The 14,725-nt window shown below is 53.6% G+C and carries 12 protein-coding genes and 1 riboswitch; of the genes, 5 read left to right on the top strand and 7 right to left on the bottom strand.

What is annotated here, in order from left to right; genetic code table 11:
* The first annotated feature begins 169 nt into the window (after positions 1 to 169).
* The 5 genes from KVT34_RS22490 to KVT34_RS22510 all read left to right on the top strand — a co-directional run bounded on the left by KVT34_RS22490 (position 170) and on the right by KVT34_RS22510 (position 5,580).
* Entirely contained in the window at positions 170 to 739 is a 570-nt protein-coding gene (locus KVT34_RS22490) for a TetR/AcrR family transcriptional regulator (protein ID WP_217561285.1), read from the top strand.
* Positions 740 to 805: 66 nt separating this feature from the next.
* Entirely contained in the window at positions 806 to 2,095 is a 1,290-nt protein-coding gene (locus KVT34_RS22495) for an HlyD family secretion protein (RefSeq protein WP_217561287.1), read from the top strand.
* On the top strand, positions 2,076 to 3,302 hold the full coding sequence (locus KVT34_RS22500) for an ABC transporter permease (protein WP_217561289.1): 1,227 nt from the start codon (positions 2,076 to 2,078) through the stop codon (positions 3,300 to 3,302). Before KVT34_RS22495 ends, KVT34_RS22500 begins: the two co-directional genes overlap by 20 nt.
* A 171-nt stretch (positions 3,303 to 3,473) precedes the next feature.
* Positions 3,474 to 4,847, top strand: coding sequence for a TolC family protein (locus tag KVT34_RS22505; RefSeq protein ID WP_217561291.1), 1,374 nt, complete (start codon positions 3,474 to 3,476; stop codon positions 4,845 to 4,847).
* Positions 4,848 to 5,172: 325 nt separating this feature from the next.
* Complete coding sequence (locus KVT34_RS22510; protein WP_217561293.1) at positions 5,173 to 5,580, top strand: GNAT family N-acetyltransferase; 408 nt, start codon at positions 5,173 to 5,175, stop codon at positions 5,578 to 5,580.
* A gap of 313 nt (positions 5,581 to 5,893) precedes the next feature.
* Here KVT34_RS22510 and nrdF read toward each other — a convergent pair whose 3' ends face one another.
* From nrdF to KVT34_RS22545, 7 genes are all read right to left on the bottom strand, one after another.
* The gene (nrdF, locus tag KVT34_RS22515) at positions 5,894 to 6,853 is read right to left on the bottom strand and encodes a class 1b ribonucleoside-diphosphate reductase subunit beta (RefSeq protein ID WP_042235758.1); all 960 of its coding nucleotides are present in this window, start codon (positions 6,851 to 6,853) and stop codon (positions 5,894 to 5,896) included.
* Positions 6,854 to 7,076: 223 nt separating this feature from the next.
* Positions 7,077 to 9,161 carry a class 1b ribonucleoside-diphosphate reductase subunit alpha gene (gene nrdE / locus KVT34_RS22520; protein ID WP_217561295.1) on the bottom strand — a complete coding sequence of 695 codons (2,085 nt, stop codon included), beginning with the start codon at positions 9,159 to 9,161 and terminating at the stop codon, positions 7,077 to 7,079.
* On the bottom strand, positions 9,148 to 9,507 hold the full coding sequence (gene nrdI, locus KVT34_RS22525; protein WP_009676335.1) for a class Ib ribonucleoside-diphosphate reductase assembly flavoprotein NrdI: 360 nt from the start codon (positions 9,505 to 9,507) through the stop codon (positions 9,148 to 9,150). The genes nrdE and nrdI overlap by 14 nt, the downstream gene beginning before the upstream one ends.
* Before the next feature lie 289 nt (positions 9,508 to 9,796).
* Positions 9,797 to 9,992, bottom strand: a riboswitch (cobalamin riboswitch).
* A 295-nt stretch (positions 9,993 to 10,287) separates the two neighbouring features.
* The gene (locus tag KVT34_RS22530; protein ID WP_217561297.1) at positions 10,288 to 10,743 is read right to left on the bottom strand and encodes a hypothetical protein; all 456 of its coding nucleotides are present in this window, start codon (positions 10,741 to 10,743) and stop codon (positions 10,288 to 10,290) included.
* A gap of 142 nt (positions 10,744 to 10,885) precedes the next feature.
* Entirely contained in the window at positions 10,886 to 12,991 is a 2,106-nt protein-coding gene (locus tag KVT34_RS22535; protein ID WP_217561300.1) for a hypothetical protein, read from the bottom strand.
* Between the two features lie 167 nt (positions 12,992 to 13,158).
* Positions 13,159 to 14,112 (bottom strand): aldolase catalytic domain-containing protein, encoded by a 954-nt coding sequence (locus tag KVT34_RS22540; RefSeq protein ID WP_042235768.1) that lies wholly within the window; start codon positions 14,110 to 14,112, stop codon positions 13,159 to 13,161.
* A 199-nt stretch (positions 14,113 to 14,311) separates the two neighbouring features.
* A complete protein-coding gene (locus KVT34_RS22545) occupies positions 14,312 to 14,626 on the bottom strand; it encodes a hypothetical protein (RefSeq protein WP_217561302.1) in 315 nt (104 codons plus the stop codon).
* Positions 14,627 to 14,725: the final 99 nt, after the last annotated feature.

Consider the following 14,725-nt stretch of genomic DNA (forward strand, 5'->3'; position numbering starts at 1 on the left):
AAATTGAACGGCAATCCGGCAAAAGTTGAAAAAAGAGGCCTGTTTTTAGACAAAACGGCTAAAATGTAAGGCTGTTTGGCCGGGGAGGCCCGTTGATTTTGCCCTGTAAAGATGATATTGTTTTGACTACAGAACTAAAATAGGATTTTGGTCAAAACGGAGGTGCCGAATGGATCAGCGGCGCGAAAACATTCTCGATGCGGCGAAAAAATCGTTTGCTTTGTTCGGATACAAAGGAACGACGGTCGATCAGATCGCCAAAATCGCCAGCGTAGGGAAGGGAACGCTGTACCTGTATTTTGAGACAAAAGAAGATTTGCTAAACGAGATTGTCAAATCCCTGATCGCCGAGATGAGAAAACTGGCCGACGCCAGTATTTCCAAAGGCGGCACGATCATGGAGAAGCTGCATTCCGCTACATACAGCATTCTGGTTTACCGGAAGGAGCACGAGCTGCTGCTGAAATTGTCGCAGGAGGTGGCCCAGTTCGGTACGCCGGCGGCTCAGCACGCTCTGCGCGAGATCGAGGAAGGCGTCATCGGCTACATTAAGCAGCATTTGGAGATCGCCGTCGCGAACGGAAGCATCAAGCCGTGCGATCCCGAGATTACCGCGTTCGTGCTGGTGCGTATGTACCTGGTCCTGCTCGTCGACTGGGAAAGAAAGCATCCGCCTCTTACCAACGAGCAGATTTCGGATCTAATCCGGCTTTATATGATGGATGGAATCGCCCTCTAAGGGCGGTTTGTCCGTTTACACCCTAAATGATGAACTAGAGAAAGTATCCTGGGAGGGAAATGTTAGATGAAGTTTGTTAGACCTGTTGTATACGTAGTGATGGCCGGATTGATCGGCGGGGGAACGTTCCTGCTGTCTTCCAAAGAGGCCCTGAGCAGCACCCAGAACCGTCCGGCGAACCTGCCGACCGCTTATATTGAAGCGAATCAAGTAGCCGCAAGCTTTAAAGCCGGCGGCCGCGTGACTGAAATTCTTGTCAAAGAAGGGGACACTGTGAAGAAAGGCCAGGTGCTGGCCCGGATTCAAAGCCAGGAAATCGAGGCGAAAGTAGCCCAGGCCAAAGCGGCCGTAGCGCTCTCCCAAGGGAAAATCGCCGAAGCGAAGGGCGCGGAAGCGACAGCCCAGGCGAAAAAACAGCAGGGTCAGGAAGCGGTGACGCTTACCGCGGAAACGGCCGAGAAACAAGTGAAACAGGCCGAGGCGGTCGTGAAAGCCGCGCAGACGAAGGTGGACGCCTTGAAGAACGGGGCGAGACCGGAAGAGAAAAAGCAGGCGGAGATTCAGCTGAACGCAACCAAAGAGGTTTTCCAGACAGCGGAAGAAAGCTACAACCGGGTTAAAAAAATGAAGGAAGAGGGACTCGTCGCCCAGACGGACGTGGATAAAGCGAAAGTCAGCTACGAGGAGGCCAAAGCCAAATACGAAGTGGCGCAGCAGCAGTACGCGCTTGCCCAGCAGGGACCGCGCGCGGAGGAAATCCAGGCCGCGGAGGCGCAGGTGGAACAGGCCAAAGCGGCCGTCGAGCTGGCTAAGGCGAACATGGATCAGGTGAAAATCCGCCAAGGTGACGTGAACGCCGCCCAGGCGTCGATCCAGCAGGCGCAGGGCGCCGTGAAATCCGCCCAGTCCGGACAGCAGCAGGCCCAAGCGGCCCAAAGCGAAGCCGAGACTTACCTGAGCTACACCGAGCTGCTTGCTCCGTCCGACGGCATCATCATTTCCCAATCCGCTCAATTGGGCGAAATGGTAGGCTCCGGCTTCCCGGTGTTCACGATGGAAACTTCCGCGGACACAAAATGGGCGCGTTTCTATCTGAAAGAAACGGACGCGGCCGGTCTGAAAACGGGCGATACCGTGACCGTAAAAGTGACGGCTAACGGCGCCGCCGTGACCGGCAAAGTAAGCACGGTCGCTCCGGCCGCGGACTTCGCCGTGAAGAAAGCGACGCAGAACGCGTCCGATACCGATATCCGCTCGTTCGGCGTGAAAGTCGAGCTGCCTCAACTGCCGGAATCGGTTCTGACGGGAATGACCGTACAATGGGAAGGAAAAGCGGGTGATACCGTTGCCCCTTAAAGTCGGAAGCGTGATCGCCGAGGAATGGCGGCAAATTTTCAAAGACCGCCGGTTGATGGCGATTCTGTTCCTCGTGCCGATCCTTTACACAACCTTGTTCGGATCGATTTATATGCAGCATAAAGTAACCGAGATGCAGACCGTCGTCTTCGACGAGGACAACAGCCAGCTCAGCCGCCAGATCGTGCAGGCGTTCGACCAGAGCGAAACGTTCCAGGTCGTGAACGCCTACCATTCGGAGGCGGAAGTGACGGAAGCCATCTCCCGCGGAGAAGCGAAGGTCGGGGTCATTATCCCGAAAGAATTCGAAGCCCGCATTAAACACGGCGATGTGCAGCCGGTCATGACGCTGATCGACGGCGCGAACATGATGATCTCCAACTCCGCGACGCGCGCGGCCAATGAGATCGTGACCACGTACAGCTACGGCGTCAGCGGCAAGAAGCTCCAGCAGCAGGGGCTTCAGGATGAACAGGTCAGCTCGACGTTCTCCGCGGTTCCGTTCCGCTACCGGGTGCTTTACAACCCGACGTTCAACTACAGCGATTTTATGATTTTCGGCCTGGCGGGCGCCATTTTACAGCAGGTGCTTCTGCTCGGCATCGCCTTGACCATCACCCGCGATAAGGAAAAAGGGATTTGGAGCCGTTTTGCGGAGTGGAAAAAGATGCCGTGGCGCCTCGCTTACGCGAAATCGGTCCCCTATTTTATCATCGGCATGCTGAATGCGGTCGTGGTGTTCACGATCATGCTGTTCGGCTTCGACCTTCCGATGCGCGGACAAATTCTGATGGCCATGCTGCTCTCGGCCTGCTTTAACTTTGCGGTGCTCGGCATCGGGTATTTCATCTCCCTGTTCTCGAGCGCGCAGCTCGGCTCCACTCAGATTGCGATGCTGATCGCGGTGCCGTCGTTCATGCTGTCCGGCTATACATGGCCGTTTGAAGCGATGCCGAAGGCATTGAGCATTCTCGGCCATCTGCTGCCGCTCACTTACTTCCTGGAGGGTGTCCGCCACGTGTTCGTCAAAGGCAATGGCTATGACGTCATCGTCAAGGACTGCATCGCGCTTGTTCTGACGGGACTCATCACTTACTTTGCGGCATTCCTGCTCACCCGGTTCGCCATGTTCCGCAAGCAGACGGATGAACCGGCTTCGGCCGGGCTGCCTGCTGTCCAGCAGGAGAACAGCTCTCTTACGGTGTAGAGTTCAGTTCCGGGCCGGAATAGTGCCAACAAGGTTTCACCGGCGCGCGAAAGCCATGCTTGTACGGTGCCAGCGCGCCGTTTACATAGTTTCAGTCATCAGCGCTTTTGTTCCCATGTCCCTCAGCCTGCGTTTAGTTCTTATCATACCTTGGAAAAGAAGGGATTTTCGATGAAAAAAATCATAGCTACGCTGACGGCGTCCGCTTTTGTATTCGGCATGGTGCCGGCCGCATGGGCAGCGGATACCCATTCGCCTTACTTCGAAGTCAAAGACGGCACCCTCGTTCAACTTCACGCGACAACCGATAAGCCTCTCAATAAGGATGAGGTGCGTCTGCCCGCGCTGGAGAAGGTCGGCAAGCTGACGCTGGACAGCGTGCTGGAACGGACGCTTAACAACTCTTACAACATGAAATTGCTCTACCTGAAAACAGCCGCGCTCGGCAATAAAAGCAGCGACCTGAAGGATCAGAGCGACAACCTGTACGGAGGCAGTTTCGAAGGCTACAAGCTTCCGGCTTCCCCGCAGGATTACATGACGCCGGAGGCGATGAAAAAATACCAGATCGACCCGACCAAGGCGACTCCGGACAGCTTCTTCTGGATCGGTCCGGTTGTCGAAACCAACACGGTGCTGAACAAAGTCATCGCAGGGCAGGGGCAGATGGTTAATGGCATTAACCAGATTTTGCAGGCCCAGCGCGAACAGATGAAAACAACCTCGCACCAGCTCGACACGGACATGTGGAACAACCTGCTCCAGACCGACGAAGCGATTGAAGGCATCAAGCTTCAGGTGACGGCGCAGTACGTGCAGCTTCTCGGCTCCAAGAAGCAAATCTCACTCATGCATGAGTATAAAAGCGTGGCGGAAAAAGAGATGAAACGCGCTCAGGTACTGAGCGACGCGGGTCTCGCTTCTCCGGAGGACGTGGAAACCGCCCGTAAAGCGGTGGACAAAATCGGCGACGATATTCAGACGCTTGAGAACAACTACCGCCTAGGCCTCGTGCAGTTGTGCTTTGATATCGGAGTTGAATACACGCCGGACCTGCTGCTTGAAGAGCCTGCCGCCGTATCCGAAAATGTGCAGCCGGTTGTGAAGAAAGACACCGAAACGCTGCTCGCTAATTCTTTTAAGCTGAAAATGGATCACAACGGCATCGACGAAGCCATCTGGCAGCAGCAGAATACCGTGACCAAGAATACGTACGGAGGCCAGTATCAGAGCGTCAACACGGGAATCGCTTATCAGAAACAGGAACAGACGAAAGCCGAGCTGGTCAAAAAGATCTACGCGACCTACAGCGATGCCGAGAACGCTTATCAGACCGTGCTGAACGAGCAGCGCAACCTGAATGACGCGCAGGCCGATGTCGCCAAGATGAAAATCCGCTACGAGAACGGATTTGTCTCTAAGCATGATTTCGATAAATTTTCTTTTAAGCTTCAACAGGCTCAAACCACGTTGGAGGGAGCTAGGCTGAAATACTTCGCCTTGGTACGCAAGGCCGAAGCGATGGATAGAGGATTTATCTCGTAAACAGCCTGTATTTCGAAAGTTTATGCAGTCTGAATGTATATGGACTTTATTATTAGGCGAATAAATAAGAGGGACCGGTCCTTGGATCGGTCTCTTTTTTTGAACGATTGAAAAAACAATTAAAAAAGTCAGTTGCCGAAAAATGGAGCATAAGTCTATAGTCTCCCGCATGCTCATGATGAGATCCATCGTATTCGGCGGTCAACCGTTTACCGATAGAATATCATGTTCAAAGTTGGGGAGAGAGGAAGTTAGTGTTGTATAAATATACATTATAACGGATAATTAATCTATTGGTTGTATACATGTACCGGAGGTGAGAGGGATGACCTTTAAGATCCGCACGGATCTGCCGGCGAAAGCCGATTATTACGAGCTGTTCCAATCGACAGGATGGAACGGGGACGGAATCTGGACGGAAGACATGCTGCACGAAGCGGTCCGGAACAGTTGGTACGTCGTTACGGTCTATGAGGGCGACAGGCTGGTAGCGTCAGGTCGCCTGGTTTCCGACGGAGTTATTCAGTGTATCCTATGCGAAATGATGGTACTGCCGGATTATCGGAATGGGGGCCTCGGCAGTCAAATCATGGATCATCTTTTGGATTACTGCAAGTCAAAAGGAATCCGCTGGGTCCAGCTTGCCTGCGCCAAAGGGAAGCAAGGCTTCTATGAACGCTATGGATTTCGCGAGCGGCCTGCCGATGCTCCGGGAATGGGCCTGTTCCTCTAACCGATGAGGAATGGCCGACCTTGATGCGGATTGAGAGCGTGGTGGAGCATGGGCGAAAGCACGCCTGAAGCGTGAGCAGCCGGTTGGCTGAAGCGACCTGCCGGAGCAGGGGGAGTTGAACGCCTGAAGCCGAGGCAGCCGTTGCCGGGGCAAGGCCAGCCATACGCTGCGAACAGCGAGCGCCCACATCCGGCACACCCGCAGCCGAACGCAAAAAGACGTACAAAATTGTCTCCAATTTTGTACGTCTTTTTCGTTTAGGCGGCCGCTTATACGGTCCGTCCTGCTCGTTCGGGCGCCGAAGGCGGCGGTCTTACAGCCCTTCGAAGCTGAAATCGTCGTCGCTAAGCGGTTCGACGCGGAGGGCGCGGACGTAGCCGTTGCCTTTTTTCGAGAAAAAGTCATGCTGCTTCGTCTGCGTCCGGATTCCGTTCAGAACGACCGGATGAACCGGCTCTTCCGGGAAGTAAGGATCGCGCCCGAGGTTCATCAGCGCTTTGTTGGCGTTGTAGCGCACGTAACGCAGCACATCGTCCTGCAGGCCGAGCGGAGTGTACAGCTCTTCCGTGTAGAGCTTCTCGATCTCGTACAGCTCCAGAAGCAGCTTGATCTGCTCCTCGGCGGCTTCCTGCTGGTCCGCTTCGCTCAGAGACGCGAACAGCTCCTGCGCCAGCGTGCCGACGTATAGGCCGTGGATGCTTTCGTCGCGCAGAATGAGGTCGATGATCTCGCCGCTGTTCGTCATTTTGCCTTGTCCCGCCAAATAGAGCGGGTAGAAGAAGCCGCTGTAGAACAGGTAGCTTTCGAGATAAACGGAAGCCGTCATCGCTAGATACAGGTCTTTCTCGGACTGGATGCTGTTGTAGTAGCGGTTGATGAGATCCGCTTTCTGCTGCAGGCGTCCGTTCTCTTCGACCCAGCGGAAAATGCCGTCGATCTCTTCGTTGCTCGCCAGCGTCGTGAAAATGCTGCTGTAGGACTTCGCATGGATCTGCTCCATCATGCCCATAAACGACAGCACGGCTTTGCGCTGGAGGCCGTCCATGTGCTCGACGAGTCTCGGCATGCCGACTCCGCCTTGAAGGGTATCCAGCAGCGTCAGGCCGCCCAGAACCTTCTTGTAGACGTCCTGCTCGTCCGGACTCATCTCGATCCAGACCATTTTATCGTCGGAAAGGGGAATTTCTTCTTCGGTCCAGAACTGCATGACGTTCTGCTGCCAAAACGACCAGGTGTAATCGTCGTCGGGTTTATTCCAATTGACGGCTTTCATCGTTTTCTCTCCTTTGGATGGGGCGCGCTGCAAATCCGGCATCAGTCGCTGCCGTGCCTAACCATAGGCAGCTTTATACGGGGCTGACAAGTTCCGGCCCTGCATAAAGCTGCTTATCGGGATAGCGCCATACGGATGATTTGCGGTCTGCGCTAAGCGTGTTTAAGCTCCTGTCGCGCAGCCGGTTTCTTTTACACGAATCTATTCTTAACCAGGCCCTCTCTTAAACGGAGCAGCTCAGGCATTCTTCCATGGTCAACCGCTTCGTGCGGGTGTAGTAGAGCGATTTCAGGCCTTTTTTGGCGGCGTACAGGTAGTTGCGGGCCAGCTCACGGGTCGAGATGTCGCTGTTTACGTGCAGCACCGTTGAAATCCCCTGATCCACGTGCTCTTGGATTTCCGCGATAAGATCAATGATCTTGAACGGGTCCATCCGGTAAGCCGACTTGTAGAAGAACATGTTCTCCTTGGACAGGTAAGGCATCGGATAGTAAGTCGTCGAGTTCGCATACGTGCGCGTCTCGATCTGATCGACAATCGGCATCACGCTGGAAGTCGCGTTTTGCACGTACGAGATGCTCTGCGTCGGCGCGATGGCCAGGCGGTAAGCATGGTACAGGCCGTGTTTCATGACTTGTTCTTTCAAAGCTTTCCAGTCTTCCGGCGACGGAAGATCCATGCCCTCGAAGAGAGCTTTGACTTTATCGGATTCCGGACGGTAGTCCTTCTCTTCGTACTTGGCGAAATAGGTGCCTTTTGCGTATTCGGAGCGTTCGAAATCGGCGAAAGTGATACCGCGGTCGCGTGCGATTTCCATGCTCTTCTCCAGCGAGTAGAAATTGATGGCCATGAAGAAGGCGCGCGCAAACTCTTTTGCTTCCGGGCTTTCGTAAGCGATCCGGTTCTTCGACAGATAGCCGTGCAGGTTCATCGCGCCGAGTCCGACGGAATGAAGCTCCTTGTTCGCTTTCACAACGCCTGGTGCGTTCGCGACCGTCGTGTTATCGCTGACGGAAGTCAGCGCTTCGATGCCGCTGTGGACGGAATCGCGGATGCTCTTCGTTTCCATCACGTTCACGATGTTAAGCGACGCGAGGTTGCAGGAAATGTCCCGGCGGATAATATCGCCTTGGCCGTAATCGCCGATCTCCGTCGTCTCCTGGAGCTGGAAAATTTCCGTGCACAGGTTGGACATTTTCACTTTGCCGATGTCTTTCAGAGCATGTCCGCGGTTCGCGTTGGAACGGTTCATGATGTAAGGGTAGCCGGATTCGAGCTGGATAACGGCAATTTTGGTCAGCATGTCGCGGGCGCTCATCACGACTTTCTTCTTCACGTTCGGGTTGGCGAGCAGTTCTTCGTACATCTCGTCAATATTCATATCGTCGAGGTGACGGCCGTACTCCTTGTAGACGGAGAACGGGGCGAACACGTGCAGCGGTTTATTCTGCTCGGCCAGCTCGTAAAACTTCTGCGGCACGATCAGGCCGATCGACAGCGTCTGGATGCGGGATTTTTCGTCCGCATTGATCTTTTTGCAGTCGAGGAATTCGATGATGTCCCAGCCGAATACGGAGTAGTAGACCGCTCCGGAGCCCCTGCGCTGACCCATTTGGTCCGCGTAGGAGAAGGCGTCCTCTAGGAGCTTCATGACGGGCATGATGCCCTTGGCGGCGCCTTCGACGCCTTTGATCGGCTCGCCGCGTCCGCGCAGCTTGGACATGTTCACGGCTACGCCGCCGCCGATTTTGGACAACTGCATGCAGGTGCCGATGACGTACTGAATGGAGTTCAGGGAGTCGTCCATCTCCAGCAGGAAGCAGGAGACCATTTCGCCCCGGCGGCTGCGTCCGGCGTTCAGGAACGTCGGCGTTGCCGGTTGGACGCGCTGCTCGATGATCGCCTTGGCGATCCGCTGGGCTTTGCCGAAGTCGCCTTCACCGAGGTGGAGAGCGACGATGGCGGCACGGTCCTCATACGATTCGAGGACTTGCTTTTTATCGTTGGTGCGCAGGGCGTAATCTTTATAAAATTTCGAAGCGGCCATGTAGGACTGGAACTTAAAGCCGCTTTCGCGGATGGTTTCGTGGATGGCTTCGATCTGCTCCAGCGTGTAGTGTTCGTACACGTTCTCGTAGAAATCTTCGCCGATCAGATAGTCGTAGCGTTCTTTGATGCTGCCGAAAGGAACGGTCTGCCCTTGCACTTCCTCAAGGAAGGCGTCCAGCGCTTCGCGGTCTTTCTCCAGACGGTAAAATCCGTCTTCCCCCGGTATCATGAGTTCGTTGTTCAGTTCAATATGCTTCAAGATGGCGCACCCCTTTATGGAATCGTTCCACGTCGCTAGACGTGCCGGAAAGTTCGAATTTGGCAAGCACCGGAACACCGTATGCCGATGAAATGCGGTCGGCGCTCAGGGCAAAGGATTGTCCCCAGTTCTGATTGCCGCTAGCGGCTACGCCGCGCAGAAGAGAAGAGTGATGTTTCAGAAAGTCCAGCACTTTGCCGGGAATTTGACCGAATCCGGTCGTATAGGTAACAAGGACGAACGGCTCCTGGATCGTCAAATCCTCTTCGATCCGTACGGCCTTCAAATTCAGCTTGTTAATGAATCGTTGAACATTTCCCGTACGGGAATCGTAAACTACCAGCATGGAAGCATCTTCCTTTCCACTCTATCAAAAATACGGGGCGCGCCGACCACGGGAAGTAGTCGGCGCGCCCGGATGAAAGCCGCCCCTTGTGACAAAGAGCGGCTCTAAATTCACAGTCAGCTCCCAGCCCTTTCGCGTGCCGCTGACGGCTCTGCAAAAAGGCTGGCTGCAGCCGCGCGTACAAAGCCGGCTGCCCGGCTCCCCGCCCGAAGGCGGAAGAGGGGGACAGCCGGGCTTGGCGGCTGTATGTGAAAAACGTCCGGACACCTCCCTATCTCCCGTAGGTTCAGCGGTGTCTTTCAGACAGGCAGGTCTCCTGGCTCCAGGTTCATTGCGCCCCTCCGCAGCCTTCCCGACGGCATTCGTCAGTGGCGGTATGGGTGGGGCGCTCCCCGTTGACAGTGGCGGGACCGCGCCGGATTCTCACCGGACTTCCCTTTTGATTCCCGCCTGGTAGGCGGGAAACCTGTCCAATCCATATATAGTCTATATATAGTGAATATGTAGGTGATAGATATGAATTTACCTCAATATATTGTGGTTTGTCAACAGTGCGTAAGGACTCAACAAGGGGAGAAAAACCGAGATAAAAGGCGAAAAAGGTGTGATAACCTGCCCATAAACGGGCGAGATTTTATTTGAGATTCTTTTTATTTCGACAAAGTTTGCGGGCGGCGGAGGGACATGCAGCCAAGCTGATTTCCATGCGCGGAGCGGGGTGTTTTCACGTGCATTCAAATAAAAAGGGATCAAGCTCCTTGGGTTGGAGCTTGATCCCTTTTACATGTTTAAATTCTTTTTGTTGTTCTTTTTATAAAGAATCATTATGCCTGCAAGTATCCATTCGATCACGTGCAGAGCGACAGACAAAGTGAGAGCGGACAAAAAATCCTTGATGTACACACCGGGAATCAGTGCATGGAGGAGAGGATGAATAAAAGTCTCGAAGAACAGGAAGCTCAGCAAGATGATCAGGGAAAAAGTGAAGAGATCCGCTTTGCCCGTAAAACGGATGAGTGAGCTGGTATGTTCAATCCCCCGGAAGAATGTCATATATAAGAAAGCAAAACCGGTTACCGGCCCGATGATGAGCAAGGAGAAAACCGGAATTGCCCATATTTTCGTCCTCCATGACGGTGCAGGTTCATGGTCCCGGCGCGATATATCATTCAGCAGGACGTTCAAACCGAAAAACAAAAGCAGCAGCAGTCCAAAGAGTAATGCGTAATTGTTCATACACGTCCTCCCTAATAGGTACATGCCTACAAATACGATTCTACCCCCAAGCTCGTCTTGAGGGTAGAAAAAGATGCAGCTTTAAAGGTTCCGAATGCCCAAAACAATTCGTTGAGCAGGGAGCCCCAGCCCTATCGTGCATTCAAATAAGCTTACTGTCAACCTGCTGCCTAACCAGCTCATCCACCGACCACGCTACGCACCAGGGGTACTGGTTTTTCGTTTCCTGCGGAATCCAGTAGCAGCGATCCGTTTTATTTTTATCGGGGTAGAACACATACATGAGCAGCTTCACTTCGCTGATATCATCGGTTTCACCCGGACGGGGATTCGGGTAACGGACCGTACAGCCCATTTGGGATGAAAATTGGGTGGATACGTTCACTTCATACGTGTACATGAAGCTGGACCCTACACCGATCGAAAATATATCGCCGGGCGCCTCGCCCGCAGGCTCGCATTCAACGGATACGCTGTTGGAAACGGAGGTGAAGGTTTTGCTGACTTTAATAAAATTTTCTTCGATTTTCATGGATTCCGACCAATTCACCGGCATACTGAACGAAAGCTGCTTATCCGCATAATCGGGCAGCGCCGTAAACCTTTGCACATAATGCTCGATGCGGTTCGGATCGGGCTGTTTCGGAAACGTGCTCAAGGATTTGCCTTTGCGGGCTTCGATGCTAAGATCCGATACGGAGAAAAGACTGAGCTGCACGCCCAGGTCGTTCTCCTGCCAATCCGCCAGCTTGTAGGTAAGCCTGGTTATGTTGGGCCGGATATACAAATGCGTAGCCGTTTTTTTGGTGGCAGACGGATACAGCTCAATCGAAAATTCCTTGATGCTCTTCATTTCCGAAGTGACGGACCGTGTCCGCTCGTATGCGATTTTCATTTCGCCTCCGAGTCCCACGACCGGAACTTTGCCGCTAAAGTTGAGAGAAGCGCCGAATTTGTACTTCGCGGATACCGCCGCCTGCTCTTCCTTCGACCACTTGAACCGGAAGGAACAGATGGAGTCTGTAAGCTCGGAGCCGTTCAGCACGTGGGGAGGGGGGCTTTCCACAACGCCCAGAAACGTAAGATGGTCATCGTTGGCCCAGTTCGTCAACGTGTCCGTCAAGGTAAGCCGATCGGAGCGGTATCGGCCTACTCCGAGATGTTTTTTCATACCGGAGCCGTCGAACGTCTGCGTAAACCAGATTTCCGACCGGATATGTCCCTCGTCCGTAGGTTTGAAGAACTGGAAGGCGTCGACATGGTGCCCGGAAGGCGTCGACATATGCCCCCAGTTCCGGAGAATGGGGGGCGACCAGCGGCTTGAAGGGACGGAGTATTCGTATCTCCTCGCTTTGATGTCTTTCTCGGCTTTGCCGCTGACGAACATCTGAAGGACGCTGCCCGTATAGCCGTTCTCGATAGAGCCCGGAACGATCGCGAAGTGGCTGACGTTTTCATCTTCCGCTATGGACTGCGGTTCATTTACTTTCCGGGGCGGTGCGTTTTCTTCGTGGTGCAGGAGCCAAGTTTTTAAAGCTTCTTTTTTGCGGGGAATGACCGCCTTCTTATCCGGGCTTCTTTGAATATAGCCGACCATGATCCGCACTTCGCCGCCGGGCTCCCGGTAGCTGCACGCCGCCGTATGAGTGACGTCCGCGATGCCGATTTCCTCGGCCTTGCCATCTTTCGCGGGGCGCCGCTCACGGGCGTCCGTCCGCTCCCACGTCTGCCCTCCGTCATCCGTCCAGTTCAGCGCCAGCTTGCTGTCCGCACCGGAGCCGATGAGATACAAGCGGGTTCCGGCCGACACGGCTGCGAACCGGGAGTCTGTCCGAAGGCGCATGCGCTCGCTTAAGGGAAGAGCCGATGACCATTCGGTTCCGTCCGGGGAGGTCATTTGATACAGCGTGCCCCGCTGATCCGCGTAAAACAAATACAAGACGCCTTCATGCGCGCAGGCGGCCAGTGCCGGTATATACCCTCCGGAGACTCCGTCGCCTCCGTACGCCACTTTGGTCAAATACTCGATGCCGAGCGGCCCTTTCTTTTTGCCCGGGCTCTTAACGACTCTGACCTTTTCCTGTTTATCGTCGGCGAGGTAAGTTTCCATACAAATGAGATCCAGCAGATTTCCGTTCGTGTAAAAAAGATAAGCTTTATCGTTGAAAAACGTACCGGCAGCCGGTCCGGTATTGGATGCCCTCGTATAAAATTCCTCAAAAGCATCGTGTTTGGTTTTGGCGGACATAATCTCACTCCAATAGATGTTAGGATCGATTGCTTTATTCACGGATCACTATATCAAAGGAGAATTATTAAGGATACTAACAAAAGTTAATGGGAATGAGTTCAAATTCACGGCGCCGCAAAACAAAACAAGATCCCTTCCCGGAGGAAAGGATCTTGTTAAGGCTATTAATTGTTGGCGATAGTTTCCGGTGTCGTCAGCTTGTCGTAGAACTCGACGTACTTGTCCTTGTCCGCGGTGTTGCGGACAGCCATGGCTACGCGCGGGTGTTCGTTGAGCGTTCCGGCGACCATGTAAGGGATGATGTAGCCCCATTCCACTTTCTCGCGCATGGCGACCATGTGGCGTTCGATCAGGTCCAGGACGGGACGCACGTCGTAACGGGGGTTTTTCAGGTAGCTGACGAGCAGTTCGGTGGTGCAGTTGCCTGCCGCGCGTCCCATACCGAAGACGGAGGTGTCGAGGAACTCGACGCCTTTCTCGGCACCGATTACGGTGTTGGAGAACGCGAGCTGCATATTGTTATGCATATGAAGGCCCAGTTTCTTCTCGGGAAGAAGACGCTGGAATTTATTGACCATATAGTCGATATCCTTATGGTTCATGCTGCCGTACGAATCGACAACGTATACCACGTCGACCGGGCTTCTGTTGATAAGCTCGAACGCTTCGTTGAGTTCGTTTTCCATCACGTGGGAGAGCGCCATGATATTCAGTGTCGTTTCGTACCCCATGTCATGGAACTTTTGTACGAGCTGCAGACCCTTGTCCACATCTTTGATGTAAGAAGCTACGCGGATCAGGTCCAGTTGGCTCTGCTCGCGGGGGAGAATGTCGTTCTCGTCGACGCGGCCGATATCCACGAGCGCGGAAAGCTTCGTATCGTTCTTGGTAGGGATAACCTCACGCAGGAAATCCTCATTCAGAAAACGCCAAGGGCCCGCATTGTCGCTTTTCAGGAGCTTAGCCGAGTTTTTGTAACCGATCTCCATATATTCAACGCCGGCTGCATTTAAGCCGCGATACATATCCTGAACAAATTCCACGCTAAAATCCCAATTGTTGACGAGACCTCCGTCGCGTATCGTACAATCGAGAATTTTATGCTGATCGTGTTTCATTTCGGTACCCTCCAAAAGCCGCATACCGGCTCATATTTTGCTATATTATCACGCATCTGATAAGGGATGTCAATCAATCGGCGCAATTGTCGGACAAATGAAAGAACTGACAGACGGTCAATTAAAAAAGCGGTTCCCGCTAAAGGGTTCCGCCTTTTCAAACGTTCCGGCTCGCATATCGCCTTTTGTAAGTCCGGATTTACCGGACGAGAACAAATTTACCAATGAGCGGCAGCGGTTTCATTCTACCGTCATGCGCGTTCCGTATCCCGATAAAAGCCAGCGCGAAGACGGAGATGTCCAGGGGAGGCATTAACAAGTTCTCCACACCCGGAAGGAGCACGAGCAGCAGATGCGCGAAAACCGCGTAGAGCAGGAGCAGCAGCCCCTGGTTCGCATGGTACATCGCGAATCTGGAATGCCTGGCAACCATCAGCGGCAGACAAAAAATCAGGTAAGCGGACATGGCGGCGGATTTGTTGCTGTCGATATCAGAGGAATTGTGATTGTGCATACGCGGACACCTCACACTCAGAATCGAAAACATGAAGCCGGATTAATTTCTGCTATACTTCTACTATAGAATATGCATACCCCGTTTGAAAAGGGATAG

The organism is Paenibacillus sp. GbtcB18 (assembly GCF_019091125.1).
Classification (GTDB): domain Bacteria; phylum Bacillota; class Bacilli; order Paenibacillales; family NBRC-103111; genus Paenibacillus_F; species Paenibacillus_F chitinolyticus.

Excerpts from the sequence above, each read along its gene's own strand:
- KVT34_RS22490 (WP_217561285.1), top strand. The coding sequence starts at position 170 with ATGGATCAGCGGCGCGAAAACATTCTCGATGCGGCGAAAAAATCGTTT.
- KVT34_RS22495 (WP_217561287.1), top strand. The coding sequence starts at position 806 with ATGAAGTTTGTTAGACCTGTTGTATACGTAGTGATGGCCGGATTGATC.
- KVT34_RS22505 (WP_217561291.1), top strand. The coding sequence starts at position 3,474 with ATGAAAAAAATCATAGCTACGCTGACGGCGTCCGCTTTTGTATTCGGC.
- KVT34_RS22510 (WP_217561293.1), top strand. The coding sequence starts at position 5,173 with ATGACCTTTAAGATCCGCACGGATCTGCCGGCGAAAGCCGATTATTAC.
- nrdF (WP_042235758.1), bottom strand. The coding sequence starts at position 6,853 with ATGAAAGCCGTCAATTGGAATAAACCCGACGACGATTACACCTGGTCG.
- nrdI (WP_009676335.1), bottom strand. The coding sequence starts at position 9,507 with ATGCTGGTAGTTTACGATTCCCGTACGGGAAATGTTCAACGATTCATT.
- KVT34_RS22530 (WP_217561297.1), bottom strand. The coding sequence starts at position 10,743 with ATGAACAATTACGCATTACTCTTTGGACTGCTGCTGCTTTTGTTTTTC.
- KVT34_RS22535 (WP_217561300.1), bottom strand. The coding sequence starts at position 12,991 with ATGTCCGCCAAAACCAAACACGATGCTTTTGAGGAATTTTATACGAGG.
- KVT34_RS22540 (WP_042235768.1), bottom strand. The coding sequence starts at position 14,112 with ATGAAACACGATCAGCATAAAATTCTCGATTGTACGATACGCGACGGA.
- KVT34_RS22545 (WP_217561302.1), bottom strand. The coding sequence starts at position 14,626 with ATGCACAATCACAATTCCTCTGATATCGACAGCAACAAATCCGCCGCC.